We start from the raw sequence: 25,005 nt of genomic DNA on the forward strand, positions 1-25,005 counted from the left end.
GTCGCCGCCGGACCTGGCCACCGCCATGCGCACCGCCGCCGCCCGCATCGCCCCACGCCGTCACCGTCAGGGAAGAAGCGCGACCGTCTTCACGAACCGCGCCCCAACCCTTAACCTGACGCGCATGAACGATGTGTCGGAGGTCAGCGACGAAAGCCTCATGCTCGCCTATGCGGCGGGCGATGCGGCCGCGTTCGAGCGCCTGTACCTGCGCCATCGCAGCAAGCTCTATCGCTTCCTCGTCCGCCAGTTGCACGGCAACGGCGCGCTGGCCGACGAACTGTTCCAGGATGTCTGGCAGCGGGTGATTTCCGCGCGCCAGGGCTGGAAACCGGAGGCGGCGTTCTCCACATGGTTGTACCGGATCGCGCACAACCGCCTCGCCGACCACTGGCGGGCGCTGCAGCACCGGCCGCCGGCGCCCGCCGATGCCGACGAGCGCACCCAACGGATGCCCGACGACGACACCCCGGAACGGCAGTTGTCGACGTTCGAAGAGCGGCGCCGCCTGCATCTGGCGCTGGACGAGTTGCCGGCGGAGCAGCGGGAGGTGATCCTGCTGCGACTGGAACAGGACCTGAGTCTGGAGGAAATCGGCGAAATCACCGGCGTCGGCCGGGAAACCGTGAAATCGCGGCTGCGTTACGCGATGGACAAACTTCGCCAGAGGCTGACCGCATGAACCGCCGCATCGATCCCCTGTCGCAGGAAGAACGCGACCTCGCCGAGCGCATCGCGCGCCTGGGCGGGGTGCGGGAACCCGCGCCCGCGCTCGACGCGATGATCCTGGCCGCGGCGCGCGCAGCGGTCGAGGAAGATGCTAAACCTGCCGCCACCAGCGCAGCGCCGCCCGCCACCGCGTCCGATCCCAAAGTGACCCCGATCCGCCCGCGCCGCACCGTCCCGCGCTGGCCGTGGGGCATGGGCCTCGCCGCCTCGGTCGTGCTGGCCGCCGGTATCGGCTGGAAGCTGCAGGGCGATGGCGAGGGCAGCTCGGCCGAAAAGAGCGCATCCGCCGCCTCCGCCATCTACCACGATGAAGCGACCGAAGCGGTGATGATCGAACAGGCGCCCGCGGCCATGCCGCCGCCACCGCCGCCGCTGGACACCGAGGCGGACGCCGGAGCGCTCGCCCGGCGGGTGGCGCAGGCGCCTGCAGAAGCCGTAGCCAAACCGGCGCCCGGCGGCAGCACGGACGCATTCGTCGCAGACGCGCCGATGGCGGATGCGGCAGTCGCTTCGGCCGCGCCCGCCGCCCCGGTCGCACAGCAGGCCGCGGAACCGGAGATCAGCATCAACCGCGAATCCAAGGGCGTCGTCGACCTGTCCGGCACCGCCGTGCCGCGCAGTGAGATCGCCACCGATCGCGCGGTCGGCGCAGCCGAATACACGCGCACGCCGCTGGACCAGCGCCGCGAACAGGCGCGGCCGAACCGCGCGGCGGCCGCCGCTGAAATGCCGGCGCCACCGCCACCGCCCGCACCCGCCGCATCTCCCCGCGATCGTGCCCGCAGCGCCACCAACGAATTGCGCTCGACCACCGGCGAAATGGACAAGGCCTCCGAAGCCTACGACGACCGGCCGCCGGTCTCGGCGGATTCGCCCGAATTCCGCCAGGCTTGGCTGCAACGCATCCGCGCGCAGCTCGCCCGGGGCGAAAACGCGGCGGCCGCGGAGAACCTGCAGTCTTTCCGTCGCCGCTACCCCGACGTCGAACTGCCTGAAGACCTGCGCAAGCTGGCCGCGTCCCTGCCCCCGCCGGCGCCGTGAGCGCGCCGGTGGCGAGCACGCTGGCCGCCCCGGCCACGCACTTGCTCGACGTCAAACACAGCCGGTTCCTCGCAAACGCGGTGCCGGTGGATTCCGCAGAAGCCGCCCAGGCCGCGCTCGCACCGCTGAGCGACGCTACGGCGACCCACAACTGCTGGGCCTGGCGGATCGGCACGCTGTACCGATCCAGCGACGACGGCGAGCCCGCAGGCACCGCCGGGCGTCCGATCCTCGCCGCCATCGACGGCCAAGGCTGCGACCGGGTGCTGGTGGTGGTCACCCGCTGGTTCGGCGGCATCAAACTCGGCGCCGGCGGCCTGGTGCGCGCCTACGGCGGCGCCGCGGCCGAATGCCTGCGCCGGGCGGAGAAGCGGCCGCTGATCGCGTTCGCGGAATTCGAGGTCGCCTGTGCGTTTCCCGATCTCGGCACATTGCATGCGGCTCTGAACGCGGGTGGCGCGGAGAAGCTCGAAGAACGCTTCGAAGCCGAAGGCGCGATCCTGCGGGTGCGCCTGCCCGCGGATCGGGCCGACGACTTGAAAACCCGCCTGCGCGACGCCACCCGTGATCGGGTGCGGTTCACCACGCCCGGCTGAACGCGACCTTCCCGGGCGCGCCATGGGCGACATCGTCCCGGGCACACCCTCTCCTCACCGGTCGCAGCATGAGCACCCCCGATCCGAAACCCTCCAAAGCCCCCCTCGGCAGCCTGCGCGCGCTGTGGCCGTTCGTGCGCCGGCATTCCACGCTGTTCGTGTCGTGGCTGCTGGCGCTGGTCGTATCGTCGGCCGCCTCGCTGAGCATGCCGCTCGCGATCAAGACCATGATCGACGAGGGCTTCAAGCGCAGCAGCGGCAGCGACATCGATCGCGCCTTCCTGTTGATGTTCTCGGTGGCGCTGGTGCTGGCGCTGGGCACGGCGGCGCGTTTCTTCTTCATCTCGCTGCTGGGCGAACGGGTCGTCGCCGACCTGCGCGGAAAACTCTATGCGCACCTGATCGGCCTCGATAGCGGCTTCCACGAGCGCAACCGCAGCGGCGAGCTGGTCTCGCGGCTCACCGCCGACGTCGAACTCATCCGCGGCGTGGTCGGCAGCGCGATGTCGGTGGCGCTGCGCAGTTCGATCACCGTGATCGGCGCGCTGATCATGTTGTTCGTCACCAGTCCGCGCTTGGCGGCCTGGGCGCTGGTGGGCATCCCGATGGCGGTGCTGCCGATGGTGATCGCCGCGCGCAGGCTGCAGAAGATCTCGCGCAACAGCCAGGATCGCGTCGCCGACGCCAACGCGCTGGCCTCCGAAACCCTGGGCGCGGTGCGCACGGTACAGGCGCACGCGCGCGAAAACTACGAACGCGGTCGCTTCGACGCCGCGGTCGAGATCGCGGTGCGCACCGCACGCACGCGGATCGGCTGGCAGGCGATCATGACCGCCGCGATGATCGTGCTGTTCTTCGGCGCGATCACCTGGGTGCTGTGGTCCGGCGCGCACGACGTGCTGTCCGGGCGGATGACCGCGGGCACGCTGATCCAGTTCGTGCTGTATGCGGTGTTCGCCGGCGGCTCGGTGGCGGCGCTGGCCGAAGTCTGGAACGAAGTGCAGCGCGCGGCCGGCGGTATGAGCCGGATCGGCGAGCTGCTGCAGGAATCCCCCGGCATCGTCGCGCCCGCACAGCCGAAGTCGCTGCCGGAACCGCTGCGCGGCGAAATCGCGCTGGAACACGTGGATTTCCACTACCCGATGCGCCCCGATGCGCCCGCGCTGGAGGATTTCAATCTCCACATCCGGCCGGGCGAGACCGTGGCCCTGGTCGGGCCTTCCGGCGCCGGCAAGAGCACCGTGCTGTCGCTGCTGCTGCGTTTCCACGACCCGCAGCAGGGCCGGATCGCCATCGACGGCGTCGATGTGCGCGACTGCGATCCGACCGCACTGCGCGAGCGCATCGCGCTGGTGCCGCAGCAGCCGACGCTGTTCGCCGCCAGCGCGCGCGAGAACATCCGTTACGGCCGCCTGGAAGCCAGCGATACCGAAGTCGAGGCGGCGGCGCGATCGGCCGAGGCCCACGAATTCCTGAGCGCGCTGCCGAAAGGATACGAAGAAGAACTCGGAGAGCGCGGCGTGCGGCTTTCCGGCGGCCAGCAGCAGCGGATCGCGATCGCGCGCGCGCTGCTGAAGGACGCGCCGTTGCTGTTGCTGGACGAGGCCACTTCCGCGCTCGACGCGCAGAGCGAACGCGCGGTCCAGCACGCGCTGGAAAACCTGATGCGCGGACGGACCACCCTGGTCATCGCGCACCGTCTCGCCACCGTGCTCAAGGCCGATCGCATCGTGGTGATGGACAAGGGCCGTATCGTGGCCGAAGGCACGCATGAAGCGCTGCTCGCCCAGGACGGGTTGTACGCCGAGCTGGCGCGGCTGCAGTTCCTCGACTGACAGTCGCCGGGCGTATGATCCCCTCGACACGCAATACGCGGCCAGGGAGCGCGCGATGACGAACGGCGAAGACACCACGATCTATGCGGTCGTGGTCAACCACGAAGAGCAGTATTCGATCTGGCCGGCGGAGCGCGAATTGCCGCTGGGCTGGCAGGCCGAGGGCTTCCGCGGCGACAAGGCGGCCTGTCTCGCGCACATCGAGGAGATCTGGACCGACATGCGGCCACGCTCGCTGCGCGAGCGCATGGACGCGGAGCGAAAAGCCCGCGACGAGGGCTGATACCGCCAAGCGCCGATTCGTGGGTTTAGCCTGTTTTCAGGCGCAAAACGAAAAGCCGACGATTTCTCGTCGGCTTTTCGCTTGAAGATGGCGCGCCCGGAAGGATTCGAACCTCCGACCCCCAAGTTCGTAGCCTGGTGCTCTATCCAACTGAGCTACGGGCGCGTGGTGAAGAGGCGAAATTGTGCCAATCCGGAATCGATTGGTCAATCCTCATTGATCGATTCGATTCATTTGCCGGATGCGATACGAGAGATCGCAGACCGTTGATTCGAAACATCGACGATGCCGCTTCGGATACAACACATGACGGGGAGTGATGCGCGAGACCGGAACGGTCGCCGCACTGCGGCGGACCGGGAATCACGCATTCAAACTTCGTCGGTACAACAAATGGCGGAGAGTGAGGGATTCGAACCCTCGATGGAGCTTTTGACCCCATACTCCCTTAGCAGGGGAGCCCCTTCGGCCTCTCGGGCAACTCTCCGTCGGCGCGACGATGCGCGCTTGAAAGGATAACGCGGTCAGTCGCCCTGCGGCAAACCCGAATTCGGGCTGTGGCCTTCGCCACGCTGGATGCGTTGGTAAATCTCTTCGCGGTGCACGGCCACGTCTTTCGGGGCCGTGATGCCGATACGCACCTGGTTGCCTTTCACTCCGAGCACGGTGACGGTGACGGTGTCACCAATCATCAGAGTTTCGCCAACCCGGCGAGTCAGAATAAGCATTGCATGTCTCCGTTGGCCGACTTCCCCTCGTCGGCACCATGTCGTTGTTCCGCGACTCGTATTTCTTGCGGGGATGGATCGTATGTCGCGAACGCAATGAATAAGGATAACCGGAGTGGCACGCTGTCGGGAAGCGTCTGAAGTCATGCCTTCAGATCGCGCACCCGCCGGTTACCCCATCCTGTCTTTGACCCAATCCTGAATGCCGTCCAGAGCGATGCGCAGCCGGGGGCCATCTTCGCCGCCCCCCTGGGCCATATCGGTCCGGCCACCGCCCTTGCCACCGATCTGTCCGGCCACGTGCGCCATCAGTTCCCCTGCCTTGATCGGCCCCAGGGCTGCGCCGCTCACGCCCGCAATGAGCGCCACTTTACCATCCGCGGCCCCCGCCAGCAGTACGACCGCGTCACGGAGTTCGGCCTTGAGCCGATCAACGGTATCCCGCAGGGCCTTGGCGTCCATGCCTTCGACCCGCGCCGCCAGCACGCGGATACCGCCGACATCGGCCGCGGTAGCCGCCAGATCGACCGCCGCCGCGCCCGCGGCCTTGGCCTTGAGCCCTTCGAGCTCGCGCTCCAGCTTCTTCTGGCGATCGAGCAGTGTGCGGAGTTTGTCGGCAAGGTCGGCCGGGTTCCCGCCGAGCAGAGCCGCAGCTTCGGCCAGACGCCGTTCCTCGGTGGCGATGTGGTCCAAGGCGCCCTGCCCGGTCACCGCTTCGATCCGGCGTACGCCGGCCTGGATGCCGCCTTCGGACACGATCTTGAACAGGCCGATGTCGCCGGTGCGGCCGACATGGGTGCCGCCGCAGAGTTCGGTGGAGGTCTCGCCCATGCGCAGCACGCGCACGCGCTCGCCGTATTTCTCGCCGAACAGCGCCATCGCGCCGAAATCCAGCGCTTCCTGCATGCCCATCTGGTGGACCTCGGCCGGGCTGTTGGCGCGGATTTCGGCGTTGACGCGGCGCTCGATCTCGGCCAGCTCGTCCGCGGTCACGGCCTGGAAATGCGCGAAATCGAAACGCAGGCGATCCGGCGCGACCAGCGAGCCCTTCTGGGTGACGTGGGTGCCGAGCACGCCGCGCAGGGCCGCGTGCAGGAGGTGGGTGGCGCTGTGGTTGAGCACGGTGGCGCCGCGGCGGTCGTGATCGACCTGGCCAAGCACGCGATCGCCCCGCGCCAGCGATCCGGCGGTGAGCCTGCCGACGTGGCCGTAGAACTGGCCGGCCAGCTTCTGGGTGTCGACGACCTCGAACAGCGCGCCTTTTTCAGCCAGCTGGCCGGTGTCGCCGACCTGACCGCCCGATTCGGCGTAGAACGGGGTGCGGTCGAGCAGGACGATGGCCTCGTCGCCGGCCGCGATCGCATCGACGGGCTTGCCGTCGCGGAGAATCGCGACGACTTCCAGGCCGCCGTCCTCGAGACGGTCGTAACCCAGGAATCCGGTCGGCTGCAGCTGGGCGATGAGCTCCGCCGGCAACGTCACGCCGCCACCGAACTTGCCGGCCGCACGCGCGCGCTCGCGCTGCTCTTCCATCCATCGCTCGTAGTCGGCCATCGCCCCCGGCGGCAGGTCCATCCCCTTCTCGCGCAGGATGTCGGCGATCAGATCCGGCGGACAGCCATAGGTGTCGTGCAACTGAAACAGCTGTTCGCCATCGATCAGGCCGTTGTTCTGCACAAGATAGCCGTCGAGGCGAACCATCCCGGCATCGAGCGTCTGCGAAAACGCAGCCTCCTCGGCCTTCAACGCGCGTTCGATCAGCTCGCGCTTCTCGATCAGCTCCGGATACGCGCCGCCCATCACGTCGATCAGCGGCTGCACCATGCGCCAGAAATTGCCTTCGGCGCTCAGCGCGCCGAGCTTCCAGAGATGACGGATGGCGCGGCGCACGATCCGGCGCAGCACATAGCCGCGACCTTCGTTCGACGGCAACACGCCATCGACGATCAGGAAGCTGCAGGCGCGGGTGTGGTCGGCGATCACGCGCAGCGATTTGTGTTCGAGATCGGCGGTATCCGTGATCGTGGCCGCGGCCCTGATCAGATGCTGGAACAGGTCGATCTCGTAGTTGCTGTGCACGTGCTGCAGCACCGCCGCGATGCGTTCCAGACCCATGCCGGTGTCGACGCAGGGCGCCGGCAGCGGCAGCAGGCTGCCGTCGGGCTGGCGGTCGAACTGCATGAACACGTTGTTCCAGATCTCGATGTAGCGGTCGCCGTCCTCGTCCGGGCTGCCCGGCGGGCCACCGGCGATGTGTTCGCCGTGGTCGTAGAAGATCTCCGTGCACGGGCCGCAGGGGCCGGTGTCGGCCATCTGCCAGAAATTGTCGGAGGCGTACGGCGCACCCTTGTTGTCGCCGATGCGAATGATGCGGTCCGCGGGCAGGCCGATCTCCTCGTGCCAGATGCCGAAGGCTTCGTCGTCGGTGTGGTAGATCGTGACCAGCAGCTTTTCTTTCGGCAGGCCCCACACGCCGGTCAGCAGCTCCCAGGCATAGGCGATCGCGTCGCGCTTGAAGTAGTCGCCGAAGCTGAAATTGCCCAGCATTTCGAAGAAGGTGTGGTGGCGCGCGGTGTAACCGACCTGGTCCAGATCGTTGTGCTTGCCGCCGGCGCGCACGCAGCGCTGGCTGGAGACGGCGCGGGTGTAGCTGCGCTTCTCGGCGCCGAGGAACACGTCCTTGAACTGGACCATGCCGGCGTTGGTGAACAGCAGGGTCGGGTCGTTGCCCGGTACCAGGGGGCTCGAAGGCACCACGGTGTGGCCCTTCGAGCGGAAGAATTCGAGGAAATCGCTGCGGATTTCGGCAGTGGTTTTCGCGGTGCTTTGCGCAGTGGTTTTCGCAATGATAGTCATGGCTTCGACGACGGAAGACGGGCGCGGCGCCAATGCCGCGGACCGGCAGCGTGCCGGCGCGGAATCGAGCGAACAACCCAAGACCGCCTAGGTTAGCAGGCGTCGGCCCGTCGGGCGCAGCGCGGCTCAGTCCTCGTCCGGATCGAAGCGGGCCGCGGCGCGGACCTGGTCGCCGGAAAAGCCGCGGCGGATCAGGAAATCGGCGGCCTTGCGCCGCAGCGCCGGGTCGTCGGCGCCGCCCGGAAACCGCCGGCGCACCAGATCCCGGGCATTCTCTCCCCAGTCGCCGTCGTAGCTGTCCATCGCCGCGGCGACCGCCTCCCGGTCCAGCCCGTGCGTGCCCAGCTCGGCGCGGATGCGGAGCGGGCCATAGCCGTTGTTCGCCCGGCTGCGGACCAGTTGCTCGGCGAAGCGGGCATCGTCCTGCCAGCCCTCGGCGGTCATCCGGTCCACCGCCGCCTGCGCGTCCTCGGTCTGCACGCCGCGGCTGGTCAGTTTGCGCGCCAGTTCCTTGCGCGAATGTTCGCGGCGGACCAGCAGGCCGAGGGCGCGCTGCTGCGGGGTGAGTTCCGGGCGACGGCGCTTGCCGGGCGCGGCCGGTGCGGCGGCATCGGCATCGTCTGCAGGGGGCGGTTCGATCTCGTGCATGCGGCGAGTGTAGGTCAGCCGGCGCTCACGGGCACGGACGCGGGCAGCTCAGAACGGCAGCCACTGCCCATCGCGCAGCACGAACAACCGGTCGGTCAGCGAATAGGCGGCCTCCTCGCGCATCTTCGTCGCGAGTTGACGCAACTGGGCCACGGCGTCGGCATCGGCGGCGTCGGCGAACAGCAGCAGGTCGCGCGCCGGCACCGCGGCGACCGGGTCGCCGCGCAGTTTTTCGCGCTCGCGCTCCCAGAGGTCGGAGAACAGCAGCAGCGAGGCTTCGTAATTGCCGTCGGCGGTGATCATGTTCAACTTCTCGCCGCGCTGCACTTCGATCCCGGGCAGCAGTCCGCGCAGATTGCGCACGGCGAGCGCGCGCAGCGCGTCGCGCTCCACGCCGAGGCGCGCCAACTCCTCCGGGCTGAGATACGCGATGTTGCTGGGCGTGTCGATGGCGTACACCACGACCAGATCGTCGTTGAGGTGCTCGTAGACCTTGTCCTGCCCTTCCCCGCCCATCTGCCGCATCGAAGTTTCGATCTCGACCAGCCAGGCACGATCCTTGACGACCGGGATGATCGCCTCGGGACTGCGCTCCAGACCTTTCGCCGCCTCGGCGAACGAGGCCACGAACCGATCGATCAGATCGTCGCGGCGCTTCGGGGACTCGCCCTGGTACATCTGGTACGCGTTGTGCAGGAACGCCCGGTTGCCGCCTTCATCGGTCATGTCGATCGCCAGTTCCAACTCGCCGACGACTTTCACCTCGATCTCCGGCACCGCCACGCGCACGCGGCGGGCGACTTCATCGGTGAATTCGGCGCGGGTCATGGCCGGCACGGGTCGCGCGCCGCCGAACAGCGCACGCAGGGCGGAGAAGAATCGTTGCATCGGAGCGATCCCGAGTGGCCATCGCTGAGCATAAACGAGCTTTCCGCGCCTTCGCTGGCGCGCCGTTCGGCGCCCATGTCCAGAAATGTGACTGAAGCACAACTTGCGCTGGGTATATTTGCATTGACAACTATTGCATGAAGAATAAAATGCACGTCATGAACGATGCCACCAAGCCTCCCAAAGACGCCGCAGACAGCCTTGGACAGGACCCGAGCAGATCGGGCTCGCAACTGGGCCTGCTGTTCAAGCAGGTCCGCGATGCGATGTGGGCGCGGATGGCGCATGAACTGTCGCTCGCCGGCCACGAATTGACCTTCAGCCAGTACATCGCGCTGAAGCGGCTGTCCGAAGGCGAAGCCAGCGCCACGGAACTGGCGCGCGCCACCGAGCTCAACCCGGGCGCCATCACCCGCTTGCTGGATCGGCTGGAGGAAAAAGGCTTCACCCAGCGGATCGCGGATCCCGAGGACCGCCGGGCGCTGCGCGTGACCCTCACGGAGGCCGGCCGGCTGATATGGGCCGACATCCACCGCTGCGGGCTGCGGGTCCGCGCGTGCGCGCTCGAAGGCATGTCGGACGAAGAACAGCAGCGGCTGCTGCGCCAGCTCGCGCAGGTGCGCGACAACCTCAACCGCGAGGACGTTTGAATGCGCCGGTTCACGATGCCATGGCTCACCGCCGTACTCACCGCTGCGCTCGCCTCGGGCTGCGCCAGCACCCACGGCCTGGCGCCGGCCTCGACGCCGCGCGACCCCGACACGCTGGCCACCGCGCAAAGTTTCGCCGGCACGCTGTCGCCGGCCGCGTGGCCGCGGCAGGACTGGTGGACGCACTGGGGCGATCCGCAGCTCGATGCGCTGATCGCCGAAGCCCTGGCCGGGACTCCCACGCTCGACGCCGCCGACGCACGCGCGCGCAAGGCGCGCGCGCTCGCCGGTCTCGCCGATGAGGCGCGGAAACCGGCCCTCGGCGCTTCGGCCCGCTACTCCGGCGCCTATCTGCCCGAAAGCCTGCTGCCGTCGCCGATCGGTGGCGAATACAACGGCGTGACGCTCGCGACCCTCGACGTCCAGTACGCACCCGACCTCTGGGGCGGCAAGCGTGCGCATTGGGAATCCGCGCTGGGCACGCTGCACGCCGCCGAGGTCGACGCGCAGCAGGCGCGGCTGACGCTGGCGGCGAACATCGTCCACACCTACGTCGCCCTGGCGCAGGCGCACGAAGCGAAGACCATCGCACGCGAAGAATCCACCCGCGCCGAACGCCTGCTGGGCCTCGCGCGTCAGCGCGTCCGTGCCGGGCTCGACAACGACCTGCAGGTCCGTCAGGCGGAAAGCGCGCTGGCGTCGGCCGGCCAGCAGAGCCAGGCTGCGCAGCAACAGATCGACGCATTGCGCAACGCGCTGTCGGCGTTGCTCGGCAAGGGACCGGACCGTGGACTGACCCTGGATGCACCGCAACTGCTCGCCACCGACGCACCCGCGCTGCCGTCCGCGCTGCCGAGCGAACTGCTTGGTCACCGTCCCGACGTGGTCGCGGCACGCTGGCGCGTGGAAGCCGCGTCGCGCGGCATCGACGCGGCGAAGGCCGAGTTCTATCCCAGCGTCAATCTGACCGCGATGGTCGGTATCGCCTCCGGCAATCTGTCGGATCTGTTCACTCGCGATGCACTGCTCGCCACCGCGGGTCCGGCGATCTCGCTGCCGTTCTTCCGCGGCGAACGCCTGCGCCAGCAGCTCGCGTCGAGCGATGCCGATTACGACCTCGCGGTCGCGCAGTACGACCAGAGCGTGGTCGGTGCAGTGCGCGAAGTCGCGGATGCGCTGCAGGCCGCGCGCATGCTCGATGCGCAGATCGCATCGGCGACGCGGGCGCGCGACGCCACCCGCAAGGCGCTGGCGCTGGCCGACGATCGCTATCGCGCGGGCCTCGGCACCCAGCTCGATGTGCTGGGCGCCCAGCGTCCGCTGCTGCAACTCGATACCCAGCTCGCCGGGCTGCGCGCGCAGCGACGCAATGTCGCCGTCGATCTCGCCGTCGCGCTCGGCGGCGGTGTCACGCCCTCCTCTCCTGCCGCTTTCTCCATGGTCGCGCCATGACAACCGAACATTCCGATCCGACGTCCAGCCCCGCTTCCACTCCGGCGCCAGCGCCGGCGGCAGTCGCGCCGACACCGCCCGCGCCGAAGAACGGCAAGCGCCGTCGCGCCCTGCTGGCGCTGGCCGCGATCGTCGTCCTCGCCGGCAGCACCTTCCTCGCCTATCACCTCATGGTCGGCCGCTGGCACGAAGACACCGATGATGCCTACGTGCAGGGCAATATCGTCACGATCAGTCCGCAGACCGCGGGCACGGTGGTCAGCATCGGCGCCGACGACGGCATGAAGGTGATTGCCGGCCAGGTGCTCGTGCAGCTCGACCCGAACGACGCCAAGGTCGCCTACCAACAGGCCGAGGCGAACCTCGCGTCCACCGTGCGCCAGGTACGCGGGTTGTTCAACGCGGTCGATGCCGGGCAGGCCGATCTCGCCGCGCGCGAAGTCGCGGTGCGCCAGGCGCGCGCCGACGTCGCGCGTCGTACCGGGCTGGTCGCCAGCGGCGCGGTGTCGGCGGAAGAGCTCGCCCACGCGCGCGCCCAGCTCGACGCCGCGGAAGCCAGCCTCGGCGCCACGCGCGGTCAGCTCTCGCGCAGCCGCGCACTGGTCGACGACACCACGCTCGCACGGCAGCCTCAGGTACAGGCTGCGGCCGCGCAATTGCGTCAGGCGTATCTCAACCTCCAGCGCGGCGCGATCGTCTCGCCGATTTCCGGCTACGTCGCCAGGCGCAGCGTGCAGTTGGGCCAACGTGTGCAGCCCGGGACCACGCTGATGACCGTGGTCCCGCTGGAACAGGTGTGGGTGGATGCGAATTTCAAGGAAACCCAGCTCGCGAGGATGCGCTTCGGCCAGCCGGTGGAACTCACCTCCGATCTGTACGGCGACGACGTGCGCTACCGCGGCAAACTCGCCAGCATCGGCCTCGGCACCGGCAGTGCGTTCGCATTGCTGCCGGCGCAGAACGCCAGCGGCAACTGGATCAAGATCGTGCAGCGCGTGCCGGTGCGGATCGAACTCGATCGGCAACAGGTCATCGATCACCCGCTGCGCCTCGGCATGAGCATGTCGGTCGACGTGTCGCTGCGCGAGCAGGACGGCCGCATGCTGCCGACCACCTCGCCGACGAAGCCGGTCCTCAGCACCGCCGCGTACGCCGAACAGCTGGACGACGCCGACGCGCTGATCGAACGCGTGATCCGCGAAAACCGCCCGCGCGGCCGCGGCTGATCGCGGCAGACGGAATTCCCCCATGAGCACCCTGTCCTCCAGCGACGCGGCGCCCGACGCGCCGGCAGCGCAGCCGGCCCCGGCTGCCGCCGGCTTCCGGCCGCCCAATCTGGCGCTGACCACCGTCGGCCTCGCGCTGGCGTCGTTCATGCAGGTACTGGATACCACTATCGCCAACGTGTCGCTGCCGACCATCTCCGGCAACCTCGGCGGCAGCGCCAATCAGGCGACGTGGGTGATCACCTCGTTCGCGGTGAGCAATGCCATCGCACTGCCGCTCACCGGCTGGCTCGCGCGCCGGTTCGGCGAACGCAAGCTGTTCATGTGGTCGACGCTGGCCTTCGTGTTCGCGTCGTTCCTGTGCGGCATCGCGAACAGCATGGGCCTTCTTGTGGCGGCGCGCGCGCTGCAGGGTTTCGTCGCCGGGCCGATGTATCCGGTAACCCAGGCGCTGCTGTTGTCGATCTATCCGCCCGCCAAACGCGGACAGGCGATCGCGCTGCTGGCGATGGTCACCGTGGTCGCCCCCATCGCCGGGCCGATCCTCGGCGGCTGGATCACCGACAACTACAGCTGGGAATGGATCTTCTTCATCAACGTGCCGATCGGCATCTTCGCCAGCGTCGTCGTCGGTCGCCAGCTCAAGGGCCGTCCGGAACGTCTGGAAATGCCGAGAATGGATTACATCGGCCTCGCCACCCTGGTGCTGGGGGTGGGCGCGCTGCAGATCCTGCTCGATCTGGGCAACGACGAGGACTGGTTCCATTCGACCACGATCGTCGTCCTGGCGATCATCGCGGCGATCGCGCTGACCGTATTCGTGATCTGGGAACTCACCGACAAGGATCCGATCGTCAATCTGCGCCTGTTCCGGCACCGCAATTTCAGCGCCGGCACTGCGGCCATGGTGATCGCCTACGCGGCGTTCTTCAGCGTCGGCATCCTGGTGCCGCTGTGGCTGCAGCGCAATCTGGGCTACACCGCGATCTGGGCGGGTTTCGCCACCGCGCCGATCGGCATCCTGCCGGTGCTGCTCACGCCGTTCGTGGGCAAATATGCGCATCGGTTCGATCTGCGGCTGCTCGCCAGTCTCGCATTCGTGGCGATGGCGATGACCAGCTTCGCGCGTTCGTACTTCAACCTCGACGTGGACTTCCAGTCCATCGCGACGATCCAACTGCTGCAGGGCCTGGGCGTCGCGCTGTTCTTCATGCCCGTGCTGAGCATCCTGCTGTCGGACCTGGAGCCGCACGAGATCGCCGCGGGCTCCGGCCTCGCCACCTTCATGCGCACCCTCGGCGGCAGTTTCGCCGCATCGATCACCACCTATGCCTGGAGCGAGCGCGGTGCGGTGCACCACGCACATCTGACCGAAAAAGTGTCGGCATATGACCCTGCGGCCGTGGATGCGGTGACACGCATCGGTGGCGGCGATCTCCAGACCGGCGCCGCCACGCTCGAACGGATGATCACGAATCAGGCAGCGCAGATCGGGTTCAACGAGATCTTCCACATGCTCGGGATCATCTTCCTGGTGGTGATCGCGTTCGTGTGGATCGCGAAGCCGCCCTTCGCTGCCAAGGCCGGACCCGCCGCCGGCGGGCATTGATCGGATCCGAAGCCCGGCGCCTCACTCGGCGGCGGCTTCCAGCGCATCGGCGAGGCGCTCCACCGCGATGACGTCCATACCCTTGTAGGTGCCGGCTTTGGGCGCGTTCGCCTTCGGCACGATGGCGCGCTTGAAGCCGTGGGTCGCGGCTTCCTTCAGCCGTTCCTCGCCGTTGGGCACCGGACGGATCTCGCCGGACAACCCCACTTCGCCGAACGCGATCGTCTTGTCCGCCAGCGGCCGGTCGCGCAGCGACGACAGCACGGCCAACAGCACCGGCAGATCGGCGGCGGTTTCCTGCACGCGGATACCGCCGACCACGTTCACGAACACGTCCTGGTCGCCGACCATGATTCCGCCGTGACGATGCAGCACCGCCAGCAGCATCGCGAGCCGGTTCTGTTCGAGGCCCACGGCGACGCGGCGCGGGTTCGACAGCGGCGACGCGTCGACCAGCGCCTGCACTTCCACCATCAGCGGGCGCGTGCCCTCGCGGGTCACCATCACGCAGCTGCCCGGCTGCCGGCCGCTGCCGGACAGGAAGATCGCCGAGGGATTCGGCACTTCGCGCAGGCCCTTGTCGCCCATCGCGAACACGCCCAGTTCGTTGACGGCGCCGAAGCGGTTCTTGAACGCGCGCAGCACCCGGAAACGACTGCCGCTGTCGCCTTCGAAATAGAGCACGGCGTCGACCATGTGTTCGAGCACGCGCGGGCCGGCGATGCCGCCTTCCTTGGTGACGTGGCCGACCAGGAAGATCGCGGTGCCGGTTTCCTTGGCATAGCGCACCAGCCGCGCGGCGCTCTCGCGCACCTGGCTGACCGAACCCGGCGCGGCGGTCAGCGATTCGGTCCACAGCGTCTGCACCGAATCGGCGACCAGCAGCTTCGGCTGCATCTGCGAGGCCTGTTCGAGGATCCGCTCGACACCGGTTTCGGCGAGTGCGCTCAATCCATCGAGCGGCAATCCGAGCCGCGAAGCGCGACCCGCAACCTGCGCCAGCGATTCTTCGCCGGTGACGTACAGCGCGGGCAGACGCCCGGCCATGCTCGCCAGCGCCTGCAACAGCAGGGTGGATTTGCCGATGCCGGGGTCGCCGCCGATCAGGATCACCGCGCCTTCGACCAGCCCGCCGCCGAGCACGCGATCGAACTCGCCGATGCCGGTGCTGGTGCGCGCATCCTCGCGATGCAGCACATCCTTCAGTGCGGTGACTTTCGGCGGGTCGACCTTGCCCGCCCAACTGCTGCGTCGCGCGGCCGGCGATGCGGCGGCGGCCGCGGATTCCAGCACGATCTGGGTGAGCGTGTTCCAGGCGCCGCATTCCCCGCACTGCCCCTGCCACTTGCCGTGTTCGGCGCCGCACTCGCCGCAGACGAAGGCGGTGCGGGTCTTGCTGGCGGTGGGTTTGCTCATCGAAACATCCGGGCGATCGAAGGCCGTACTGTAGCCGCCGCAGGTCGCATCCGGCGAGACGCGGCCGACATCAGCGCGCCGCGCGGGCCCGCAATGCCGATGTTCCCCACCACGCCCATGCCAACGCTGGCAGGCTGAGTGCGGCGATCGACGCGAACGGTACTCGCAGCGCCATCGCCGTCGACAAGTGCCCGGGCCAGTGCGCGGTCAGGCCGGGCCAGCACGCGAGCCACAGCAGCCGCAGCAGTTCGATCGCGAACCCCCACGTCCGCCCCTCCAACAGCGCACCCAGCGAAACCAACCCGGTCGCCACGAAGACCGCGAACAGCGCCTTCGCCGGACCGCCCAACGAAGGCGCCACGGTCAGGAACTGCACGCCCAGCGCGAGCAGCAACAGGAAATGCAGCAGCGCGTAGGCGCGCATCGGCCGCGACAGCGGCGGATCGTACTCGACCCGCGCGATGTCGAATCCGTCCTTCGGGAAACGTTCGACCAGGTCCGCAGGCCGCCAGCCCGGCGGCGCGAACCAGATCTGAAGCTTGTCGCGCCAGCGACGCGCGCGCCACGCATCCTTCGCCAGCGCCCAGTACACCTCCAGGTTCGCCCACAGCGGATTCCAACTGCGCAGCGGCGCGCGGGTGCCGTACACAGGCGGCGCATCGTCGCGCTCCTCCGCGAAGGTGCCGAACAGACGATCCCACAGGATGAGGATGCCGCCGTAGTTCCGATCCAGATAGCGGTCGTTCACCGCGTGATGCACGCGATGATTCGAAGGCGAAGCGAACACGCGATCGAACCAGCCGAGTTTCGGGACCAGTTCGGTGTGGATCCAGTACTGGTAGATCAGATCGATCACCGCCACCACCGCGAACACTTCCACCGGCACGCCCAGCACCGCCAGCGGCAGATAGAACACCCAGCCGAACAGCGCGCCGCTGCCGGTCTGGCGCAGCGCGGTGCTGAGGTTGTAGCGCTCGCTCTGGTGGTGCACCACGTGCGCGGCCCAGAGAATGCCGACCTCGTGCCCCGCGCGATGCAGCCAGTAGTAGCAGAAGTCGTACAACAGCAGCGCGCCGATCCACACCCACGCGTTGTCGGCCGGCAGCGCGAACAGCGCGACGCGTTCGACCACCCACGCGTAGATCCCGATGGTCAGCAGTTTGGTGAACACGCCCACCACCTGCGACAGCACGCCCAGGCCGATGCTGTTGATCGCGTCGTTGAGCCGATAGACCGACCGACCCATGACCCGCGCCGCCGCCAATTCCACCGCCATCAGCACGAAAAACCCTGGGATGGCGACCATCATGATCGTTTCGGCCGTCGCCATGGCTCAGCGTTCCGCCACCGATTTCGCGATGCACCACTGCGCCAGCCAGTAGCTGGCGAGGATCAGCAGCGCCGGCAGCGGAATGCCGCCACCGAACTTGTCCCAGGCCAGCAGACTGTCACTGAGCACGAAGCACAAGCCGCCCGCAGCCGCATACCGAACGCTGCGCGGGGCCGCGTCCGCCAACGCCGGCGTCCATGCGCGCGCCAAGGCGAGCGCCGCCATCGACGCCAGCACCACCACATACGCGAGCACGGGGATTTTCAGATCGGCGCCGATCCGCGGCAGCAATCCCGCCAGGTTCGCGCCCGCCACGGTCGCGAGCAGCGCGAATGCGCCGAGTTTCGCCTTCATCGACGAACCCGGCGCGAACGCGACGACGTAACCGATGTGCGCCAGCAGGAAGGCGATCAGCCCGGGCACGAAATAATCGCCCGGCAGCATCAGCAACACGTCGCCGACGAGCGACAGCGCCATGCCGATCAATACCGCGCGGCGATAGCGTGGACTCGATGCCGACGACGATGCCGCCAGCCACAGAATCGACAGGGTCGTCAGCGGTTTCCCGACGTAATGCAGCCACAGCCATGGGCCACCGAGCCATGCACCGACGATGGCTAGGGCGGCGAACGAGAGGATCGACAGAGTCAAGGCACGTTGCGACATGAGGGGCGCATCGGATACGGCCCCATACGTTAGCGTACGCCCCGCCTTTCGTGAACGATGCAGGCGCGTCCGCCCGCGCCTGTCGTCGAATGCGTCTCCGCCGCGGCATCGCCGGTCGACGACGCGCTGCAGCGCACCACGATTTGTGTGATCCATGCACGCATCGCGCATGGATCGATGCCGAAAATCACGGCATCGATCGCCCGAAAAAACAGATACCCATCGCCGGGGTCGACTTTACGATTCTTCATTTGACAGTCCGAATGAGGCATGCGCAATATCGGCCCCGGCCTTCCGGCGCAAGCCGAAGCCCTTCGAGAAACATCGCGATCACCGGGCCGAATGCGGCATTCCATCGCCACCACGGCATGCCCGGGAAGGAAGGCTGTCCCACAGTGCATTTCGCACACCGACCCTCGCGCCGAACGGACGTTTCCACGGCTGCGGCGGTACGGAATCACGTAGATCTTAATGGAGGAAGACATGCGTACGATCGAACACACCCCGTCCATCCGCACCGCATCGCGCCGCGGCACGATGCGCGCCGCACTGGCGCTTGTCGCGCTCGCCGCCGCGTTCGTGCAGGCGCCCGCCATGGCGCAGGAAGCCGGGAAAAACTGGATGCGCGAATACGTCCAACTGCGCGTCGCCGAAAGGAACCTCGAAGCGATGCCCGCGGATCTGACCGAAGAGGACATCGACCGGATCCTGATGCCGAAGATCGTCGGCGGCAGCGTCGCCGGCGCGGCGGACAATCCGTTCCAGGTCGCGCTGCTGACCAAGAGCGTCGCCAACAACTTCGACGCCCAGTTCTGCGGCGGCACGCTGTACAAGGCCAATTACGTCGTCACCGCCGCGCATTGCAGCGACTTCGTCACCGCCAGCCAGGTCCAGGTGCTGACCGGCACCCGCAACCTCGACGGCACCGGCGTGCGCCGCAACGTCACCCGCATCGTGATCCATCCGAGCTGGAATTCGGGCACGTTCGACAACGACGTCGCGGTGTGGCAGCTCTCGACCTCGGCGACCGGCATTCCGCTGGCCTCGCTGGCCACCGCCGATCCCGCGGTCGGTACCGCCCTGCTCGCCACGGGCTGGGGCGCGCTGACCGAAGGCGGCAGCTTCCCGATCAACCTGCGCAAGGTCTCGCTGCCGCTGGTGAGTCGCACCAACTGCAACGACAGCAACTCCTACGGCGGCCAGATCACCGTCAACATGCTGTGCGCCGGCCGCGACAGCGGTGGCATCGACACCTGCCAGGGCGACTCCGGCGGCCCGCTGGCGCGCGGCTCGGTCCTCACCGGCATCGTCAGCTGGGGCCAGGGCTGTGCGCGTCCGAACCTGTTCGGCGTCTACACGCGCGTCTCGCAGGCGACGATCCGCAACTTCATCACCGGCATCGCGGGCCTGTAAGCACCCACGGACCGGGATGCTCCGCACTCGCGGTGGACATCCCGGCGCGATCCGGGCCTACCAAAACAAAAGCCCCGCATCCGCGGGGCTTTTGTCTGGGAACATGGTGCCGGAAACAGGAGTCGAACCTGCGACCTACGCATTACGAATGCGCCGCTCTACCGACTGAGCTATTCCGGCGTTTGAAGCATCTCGCCACCAGCCAGGGCCGGAGACGGGAGGTGAATTCTAGGTTTTCGTGGGGCCGGCGGTCAATCTCGCCGCTCAGTCCACCAATTGCAGGCGCAATTCCTTGGGCAGGGCGAAGATCATGTCTTCCAGCCGCCCGTCCAGTTCGCGCAGATCCGAGGCACCGAGTTCGCGCAGGCGGGCGATGACGCCCTGGACCAGCACGTCGGGAGCGGACGCCCCGGCGGTGACCCCGATATGGCGGCGCCCTTCGACCCAGCGCGGATCGATCTCCCCGGCGCCATCGATCAGATAGGCTTCCACGCCCTCCCGCTCGGCCAGTTCGCGCAGGCGATTGGAATTCGAACTGTTCGGCGAGCCCACCACCAGCACCAGATCGCACTGCTCGGCCAGCACGCGGACGGCGTCCTGCCGGTTCTGGGTCGCATAGCAGATGTCGTCGTTGCGCGGCCCCTGCATCGCCGGGTACTTCGCGCGAAGGGCTTCGATGATCCCGCGCGTGTCGTCCACCGACAGCGTGGTCTGGGTGGTGTAGGCCAGATTGTCCGGCTGGCCGACCGACAGCGAAGCCACATCGTCGAGATCCTCGACCAGATGGATGCGGCCGACGCCGGCCTCGGCCAGCCATTGGCCCATGGTGCCCTCCACTTCCGGATGTCCGGCATGGCCGATGAGGACCACGTCACGGCCCGCACGGCAATGCCGGGCGACTTCCAGATGCACCTTGGTCACCAGCGGACAGGTGGCATCGAACACTTTCAGCCCGCGGCGTTCGGCCTCGCTGCGCACCGATTGCGAGACGCCGTGCGCACTGAAGATGACGGTGGCGTTGTCGGGCACTTCGTCGAGTTCTTCGACGAACACCGCGCCGCGCTGACGCAGGTCTTCGACCACGAAACGATTGTGCACCACTTCATGGCGGACATAGATCGGCGCGCCGAGAGTTTCGATCGCGCGCTTGACGATTTCGATCGCGCGGTCGACACCGGCGCAGAAGCCGCGGGGATTGGCGAGGATGATGTCCATGGCGGGATTATCCACCTTCCGCCGGCGCCTTGCCGCGGTTGCCGAACACGCTGAAGACCACCAGCGCGATGGCGCCGCCGACGATCGCGGAATCGGCGATGTTGAACGACGGGTAGTAATAGGCGTTCTTCCAGTGCCACTGGATGAAATCGACCACATGGCCGTGCTGGAAGCGGTCGAGCAGGTTGCCCAGCGCGCCGCCGATCACCAGCGAGAACGGCAGGGCCTCGCGCCACTGCCCGCGCGGCGTCCGTGCGAGCCAGTAGGCCAGCACGCCGCTGATGAGCACCGCGAGCGCCGAGAACACATGCCGCCCCCAGTCGGTGTCCGCGAGAAAACTGAACGCGGCACCCTTGTTGTAGCTGCGGTACCAGTTCCAGTAATCCTCGATGACCATCACCGCCTGGTATTCGGGCAGGCTGGACAGCACCCAGGCCTTGCTCCACTGGTCGAGGCCGATGACCACCGCAGACAGCAGCAGCCAGATCAGGGCGTTGGGTCGGGGACGCGTCGTCATCAGAACCACTGCCTCGCCTCGCCCGGCCCTTCGACGTTGCTCACGCAGCGTCCGCAGATCTCGGCGTGATCGGGATGACGGCCGACATCGTCGCGATGGTGCCAGCAGCGGATGCACTTGGGCTTGTCGCTGACCGTGGCGACGATTCCGCCCTCCGCCTGCACCACGCGGACATCGCCGCTGATGAGGAAGAAACGCAGTTCGTCGGCGAGCGGCGCAAGCCAGGCGAGCGTTTCCGCGCCGCAGTGGACCGTCACTTCCGCATCGAGCGCCGCGCCGATTTCGCCGCTGGCGCGCATCGGCTCGAGCACCTTCGCGACCTGCTCGCGCAGTTCCAGCAGATGCGAGAAGCGCTCGGCATTCAGTGTCGCATCCGCCGGGAGCGGCGCCAGCCCGTCGTACCAGGTCGCGAACAGCACATGGTCTTCGCGCGGGCCGCGCTCGGTCGACGCGGGCAGATGCCGCCACACTTCGTCGGCGGTGAACGTCAGGATCGGAGCGATCCAGCGCGCGAAGGCTTCGGCGATGCGGTACATCGCGCTCTGCGCGCTGCGCCGGCCGCGCGAATCCTCGCGCATGGTGTACAGCCGGTCCTTGGTGACGTCGAGGTACAGCGCGCCGAGATCGACGCTGCAGAAATTGATCAGCGCCTGCACCACTTCCGCGAAGTCGTAGCGGCGGTAGGCCAGCGCGATCTCGGCCTGCAGTTCGTCGGCGCGATGCACGATCCAGCGATCGAGCGCGACCATGTCCTCGTGCGCGACCAGATGCGCGGCCGGATCGAAACCGTTGAGATTGCCCAGCAGGAAGCGCGCGGTGTTGCGGATGCGGCGATAGACATCGCCGCTGCGCTTGAGGATGGTGTCGGACACCGACATTTCGTTGCGATAGTCGGCGGACGCGACCCAGAGGCGCAGCACATCGGCGCCCATCTGGTCGATCACCTTCTGCGGTTCGACCACGTTGCCGAGCGATTTCGACATCTTCTTGCCGTGCTCGTCCACCGTGAATCCGTGGGTGAGCACCTGCCGATACGGCGCATGCCCATCCATCGCGATGCCGGTGAGCAGCGCGCTGTGGAACCAGCCACGATGCTGGTCGGAGCCTTCGAGATACATGTCGGCCGGCTTGCGCAGGCCATCCTGCAGCCGCTGCGCGAGCACGCATTCGTGGCTGACGCCGGAATCGAACCACACGTCGAGAATGTCCGTGACCTTGTCGTAATCCTTGGCCTGTTCGCCGAGCAGTTCGGTCGCGTCGAGCGCGTACCAGGCATCGGCGCCGGCGCGTTCGACATGATCGGCGACCTGGCGCATCAGCGCCGGCGAATTCGGATGCGGCTCGCCGGTTTCGCGATGGATGAACAGCGCGATCGGCACGCCCCAGGTGCGCTGGCGCGAAATCGTCCAGTCCGGGCGGTTCTCGATCATGCCGGTGATGCGCGCCTGGCCCCAGTCCGGGAACCATTCGACCTGCTTGATCGCATCGAGCGCATCGACACGCAGATTCGCCTGCTCCATCGAGATGAACCACTGCGGCGTGGCCCGGAACGCCACCGGCGTCTTGTGGCGCCAGCAGTGCGGATAGCTGTGATCGAGCCTGAAGAACGCGAGCAGCGCGCCGATGCCGCGCAGCGCCTCGACGATGACGTCGTTGGCCTTCCAGATATGCAGGCCGGCCAGCGCGGTGTCGCCCAGCGGCGGTGTCGACGGCAGGTACACGCCACGACCGTCGACCGGATTCATCTGCGCCGCGGTGTATTTCGCGATCAGGCCGTACTTCAGGCCGACGGCATAGTCTTCCTGGCCATGGCCCGGTGCGGTGTGCACCGCGCCGGTGCCGTCCTCGGCGCTCACGTGGTCGCCGAGGATCAGCGGGATATCGCGCTCGGCGTAGAACGGGTGCGCGAGCAGCAGGTTTTCCAGCGCCGCGCCGAGCGCGCGCCCCAGCACTTCGGGCTCTTCGATGCCGTAGCGCTTCAGCGCTTTCGGCACCAGCGCTTCAGCCAGTACCAGCAGACGACGCTTGCCATCGTGCGCCGGGCCTTCGACCAGGGCGTATTCGAGTTCCGGACCGATGCTCACCGCCAGCGAGGCCGGCAGCGTCCACGGCGTGGTCGTCCAGATCGGCACCGCGACGTCGACCTCATCGTCGATCGCCACGCCGAACTTCGCCGCCAGCGCCCGCGGATCGCGCGCCCCGTAGGCCACGTCCACTGCCGGCGAGATCTTGTTCTCGTATTCGATCTCGGCTTCCGCCAGCGATGAGCCGCAGTCGAAGCACCAGTGCACAGGCTTCGCGCCGCGCGCGAGATGGCCGCGTTCGACGATCTTCGCCAGCGCGCGCAGCATGTCCGCCTCGTAGCGGAAATCCATGGTGCGATACGGATTGTCCCAGTCGCCGAGCACGCCGAGACGCTTGAAGTCGGCGCGCTGCAGATCGATCTGCTGGCCGGCGTATTCGCGGCAGCGCTTGCGGAATTCGGCGGCATCGATCTTGTCGCCGACCTTGCCGAATTTCTTCTCGACCTGCAGTTCGATCGGCAGACCGTGGCAATCCCAGCCGGGCACGTACGGCGCGTCGAAACCGGCCATCAGCTTCGATTTCACCACCAGATCCTTGAGGATCTTGTTGACCGCATGGCCGATGTGGATGGCGCCGTTCGCGTACGGCGGGCCGTCGTGCAGCACGAACGACGGCCGGCCTTTGGCGTGGGCGCGCACCTGGGCGTAGAGGCCCTGCGCTTCCCAGCGCTTGAGCGTGTCCGGCTCGCGCTTGGGCAGATCGCCGCGCATCGGAAACTCCGTGGCGGGCAGATGGATGGTGGATTTGTAGCGTTGGCTGTCTTGGTCGCTCACGCGTCGGCTCGTTCTGTCGTCGGTTTCGTGTCCGCGCCCAACAGGCGGCGGGCCTGTTCGGCATCGCGGTTCATCTGCACGACCAGGGTCGGCAGATCGGGGAATTTCTCCTCGTCGCGCAGACGCGCGACGAATTCGACTTCGATGTGACGGCCGTAGAGATCGCCGTCGAAGCCGAACAGATGCGCTTCGAGCAGCGGTTCCTTGCCGTCGACCGTGGGCCGAGTACCGAAGCTGGACACCGACGGCCACGGCTGTGCCGTCACCCCATGCACCCAGGTGGCATAGATGCCGCGCAGCGCCGGGGTCTTGTTCGAGAAGCGCAGGTTAGCGGTGGGATAGCCGAGCGTGCGGCCAAGCTGCTTGCCGCGCACCACGCGGCCGGCGATGGCGTAGGGCTTGCCGAGCAAGCGCGCGGCAGCGACGAAATCGCCGGCCTGCAGTGCGGTACGGATGCGGGTGCTGGACACCGGCATGTCATCGAGTTCCACCGGCGCGATGGTGTCGGCGACGAAACCGTGCGCGGTGCCCATCCGCTGCAGCACATCGAGATTGCCGGCACGGGCGCGGCCGAAGCGGAAATCCGGCCCCACCCACACCTCGCGCGCGCGCAGCCGCGCGACCAGCAATCGCTCGATGAACTGCTCCGGCGACAGCGCGGCGAGTTCGGCGTTGAAACGCAGCAGGCCAACCCGATCGACGCCCAGCGCGCGGAACGCGGCGAGTTTCATCCGCGGCAACTGCAGTCGCGGCGGCGCGGCGCCGGCGGCGAAGAATTCGCGCGGCAGCGGTTCGAAGCTGAGCGCGACCGCCGGTACGCCGAGCGCGCGGGCGCGCGCCACCGCGCGGGACACCAGCGCCCGATGGCCCACATGCAGGCCGTCGAAGGCGCCGATGCACACCACGCTGCCATCCGGGCACAGCGGCCCGCCGTCGAGGTCGCGGAAGAGTTCGGTCATTCGGGTCCAGTCCCCCGGGCGCGGGCCCGGGCGAACAAAGTTCAATCAATTCCGCAGTATAGCGAGCCCGAGGCGATGAGTCCGGAGCGA

The 25,005-nt window shown here is 67.7% G+C and carries 22 protein-coding genes and 3 tRNA genes; 10 read left to right on the top strand and 15 right to left on the bottom strand.

Annotation, left to right across the window (positions count from 1 at the left end; genetic code table 11):
* Nucleotides 1–124: 124 nt before the first annotated feature.
* From ABD974_RS13945 to ABD974_RS13965, 5 genes are all read left to right on the top strand, one after another.
* Nucleotides 125–682: an RNA polymerase sigma factor gene (locus ABD974_RS13945; RefSeq protein ID WP_345303928.1), complete on the top strand. Its 558-nt coding sequence runs from the start codon at nt 125–127 to the stop codon at nt 680–682.
* Nucleotides 679–1,770: a hypothetical protein gene (locus ABD974_RS13950; protein WP_345303929.1), complete on the top strand. Its 1,092-nt coding sequence runs from the start codon at nt 679–681 to the stop codon at nt 1,768–1,770. The genes ABD974_RS13945 and ABD974_RS13950 overlap by 4 nt, the downstream gene beginning before the upstream one ends.
* A gap of 8 nt (nt 1,771–1,778) precedes the next feature.
* Entirely contained in the window at nt 1,779–2,366 is a 588-nt protein-coding gene (locus tag ABD974_RS13955; protein WP_345304001.1) for an IMPACT family protein, read from the top strand.
* A 68-nt stretch (nt 2,367–2,434) separates the two neighbouring features.
* Nucleotides 2,435–4,201, top strand: coding sequence for an ABC transporter transmembrane domain-containing protein (locus tag ABD974_RS13960; RefSeq protein WP_345303930.1), 1,767 nt, complete (start codon nt 2,435–2,437; stop codon nt 4,199–4,201).
* Nucleotides 4,202–4,256: 55 nt separating this feature from the next.
* Nucleotides 4,257–4,484, top strand: coding sequence for an MbtH family protein (locus ABD974_RS13965; RefSeq protein ID WP_345303931.1), 228 nt, complete (start codon nt 4,257–4,259; stop codon nt 4,482–4,484).
* A gap of 88 nt (nt 4,485–4,572) precedes the next feature.
* Here ABD974_RS13965 and ABD974_RS13970 read toward each other — a convergent pair.
* The 6 genes from ABD974_RS13970 to ABD974_RS13995 all read right to left on the bottom strand — a co-directional run bounded on the left by ABD974_RS13970 (nt 4,573) and on the right by ABD974_RS13995 (nt 9,604).
* Nucleotides 4,573–4,649: transfer RNA gene (locus ABD974_RS13970), tRNA-Arg, on the bottom strand.
* 229 nt (nt 4,650–4,878) lie between these two features.
* Nucleotides 4,879–4,971: transfer RNA gene (locus ABD974_RS13975), tRNA-Ser, on the bottom strand.
* A gap of 37 nt (nt 4,972–5,008) precedes the next feature.
* Nucleotides 5,009–5,212 (bottom strand): carbon storage regulator CsrA, encoded by a 204-nt coding sequence (csrA, locus tag ABD974_RS13980; protein WP_345303932.1) that lies wholly within the window; start codon nt 5,210–5,212, stop codon nt 5,009–5,011.
* Nucleotides 5,213–5,383: 171 nt separating this feature from the next.
* Nucleotides 5,384–8,068 (bottom strand): alanine--tRNA ligase, encoded by a 2,685-nt coding sequence (gene alaS / locus ABD974_RS13985; RefSeq protein WP_345303933.1) that lies wholly within the window; start codon nt 8,066–8,068, stop codon nt 5,384–5,386.
* Between the two features lie 126 nt (nt 8,069–8,194).
* Nucleotides 8,195–8,716, bottom strand: a complete 522-nt coding sequence (gene recX / locus ABD974_RS13990) for a recombination regulator RecX (RefSeq protein WP_345303934.1) — start codon at nt 8,714–8,716, stop codon at nt 8,195–8,197.
* 48 nt (nt 8,717–8,764) lie between these two features.
* Nucleotides 8,765–9,604: a DUF1444 family protein gene (locus tag ABD974_RS13995; RefSeq protein WP_345303935.1), complete on the bottom strand. Its 840-nt coding sequence runs from the start codon at nt 9,602–9,604 to the stop codon at nt 8,765–8,767.
* A 137-nt stretch (nt 9,605–9,741) separates the two neighbouring features.
* Between ABD974_RS13995 and ABD974_RS14000 the strand changes: the two genes are divergently transcribed.
* The 4 genes from ABD974_RS14000 to ABD974_RS14015 are packed head-to-tail and all read left to right on the top strand — an operon-like array spanning nt 9,742 to nt 14,541.
* A complete protein-coding gene (locus ABD974_RS14000) occupies nt 9,742–10,254 on the top strand; it encodes a MarR family winged helix-turn-helix transcriptional regulator (RefSeq protein WP_345303936.1) in 513 nt (170 codons plus the stop codon).
* Nucleotides 10,255–11,706 carry an efflux transporter outer membrane subunit gene (locus tag ABD974_RS14005; protein ID WP_345303937.1) on the top strand — a complete coding sequence of 484 codons (1,452 nt, stop codon included), beginning with the start codon at nt 10,255–10,257 and terminating at the stop codon, nt 11,704–11,706. It abuts the gene before it with no gap.
* Nucleotides 11,703–12,932 (top strand): efflux RND transporter periplasmic adaptor subunit, encoded by a 1,230-nt coding sequence (locus ABD974_RS14010; protein WP_345303938.1) that lies wholly within the window; start codon nt 11,703–11,705, stop codon nt 12,930–12,932. The genes ABD974_RS14005 and ABD974_RS14010 overlap by 4 nt, the downstream gene beginning before the upstream one ends.
* A 22-nt stretch (nt 12,933–12,954) precedes the next feature.
* Nucleotides 12,955–14,541 (top strand): DHA2 family efflux MFS transporter permease subunit, encoded by a 1,587-nt coding sequence (locus ABD974_RS14015; RefSeq protein ID WP_345303939.1) that lies wholly within the window; start codon nt 12,955–12,957, stop codon nt 14,539–14,541.
* Nucleotides 14,542–14,562: 21 nt separating this feature from the next.
* On the opposite strand, the gene radA is transcribed toward ABD974_RS14015, so the two are convergent.
* The 4 genes from radA to ABD974_RS14035 all read right to left on the bottom strand — a co-directional run bounded on the left by radA (nt 14,563) and on the right by ABD974_RS14035 (nt 18,204).
* Nucleotides 14,563–15,957 carry a DNA repair protein RadA gene (gene radA / locus ABD974_RS14020; RefSeq protein ID WP_345303940.1) on the bottom strand — a complete coding sequence of 465 codons (1,395 nt, stop codon included), beginning with the start codon at nt 15,955–15,957 and terminating at the stop codon, nt 14,563–14,565.
* Between the two features lie 70 nt (nt 15,958–16,027).
* A complete protein-coding gene (locus ABD974_RS14025) occupies nt 16,028–17,287 on the bottom strand; it encodes a sterol desaturase family protein (protein ID WP_345303941.1) in 1,260 nt (419 codons plus the stop codon).
* 3 nt (nt 17,288–17,290) lie between these two features.
* A complete protein-coding gene (locus ABD974_RS14030) occupies nt 17,291–17,953 on the bottom strand; it encodes a lysoplasmalogenase (RefSeq protein WP_345303942.1) in 663 nt (220 codons plus the stop codon).
* 29 nt (nt 17,954–17,982) lie between these two features.
* Nucleotides 17,983–18,204, bottom strand: coding sequence for a hypothetical protein (locus tag ABD974_RS14035; protein WP_345303943.1), 222 nt, complete (start codon nt 18,202–18,204; stop codon nt 17,983–17,985).
* Between the two features lie 232 nt (nt 18,205–18,436).
* On the opposite strand from ABD974_RS14035, the gene ABD974_RS14040 reads away from it, so the two are divergent.
* The gene (locus ABD974_RS14040; RefSeq protein ID WP_345303944.1) at nt 18,437–19,366 is read left to right on the top strand and encodes a serine protease; all 930 of its coding nucleotides are present in this window, start codon (nt 18,437–18,439) and stop codon (nt 19,364–19,366) included.
* Nucleotides 19,367–19,470: 104 nt separating this feature from the next.
* Here ABD974_RS14040 and ABD974_RS14045 read toward each other — a convergent pair.
* From ABD974_RS14045 to ABD974_RS14065, 5 genes are all read right to left on the bottom strand, one after another.
* Nucleotides 19,471–19,546, bottom strand: a tRNA-Thr gene (locus tag ABD974_RS14045).
* 84 nt (nt 19,547–19,630) lie between these two features.
* A complete protein-coding gene (ispH, locus tag ABD974_RS14050; RefSeq protein WP_345303945.1) occupies nt 19,631–20,581 on the bottom strand; it encodes a 4-hydroxy-3-methylbut-2-enyl diphosphate reductase in 951 nt (316 codons plus the stop codon).
* Nucleotides 20,582–20,588: 7 nt separating this feature from the next.
* Nucleotides 20,589–21,098, bottom strand: coding sequence for a signal peptidase II (gene lspA / locus ABD974_RS14055; protein WP_345303946.1), 510 nt, complete (start codon nt 21,096–21,098; stop codon nt 20,589–20,591).
* A complete protein-coding gene (ileS, locus tag ABD974_RS14060; RefSeq protein WP_345304002.1) occupies nt 21,098–23,893 on the bottom strand; it encodes an isoleucine--tRNA ligase in 2,796 nt (931 codons plus the stop codon). Before ileS ends, lspA begins: the two co-directional genes overlap by 1 nt.
* Nucleotides 23,894–23,952: 59 nt before the next feature.
* The gene (locus ABD974_RS14065) at nt 23,953–24,915 is read right to left on the bottom strand and encodes a bifunctional riboflavin kinase/FAD synthetase (protein WP_345303947.1); all 963 of its coding nucleotides are present in this window, start codon (nt 24,913–24,915) and stop codon (nt 23,953–23,955) included.
* Between the last annotated feature and the right edge of the window lie 90 nt (nt 24,916–25,005).

Origin of the sequence: Lysobacter hankyongensis, from assembly GCF_039543145.1 — a bacterium.
Classification (GTDB): domain Bacteria; phylum Pseudomonadota; class Gammaproteobacteria; order Xanthomonadales; family Xanthomonadaceae; genus Lysobacter_I; species Lysobacter_I hankyongensis.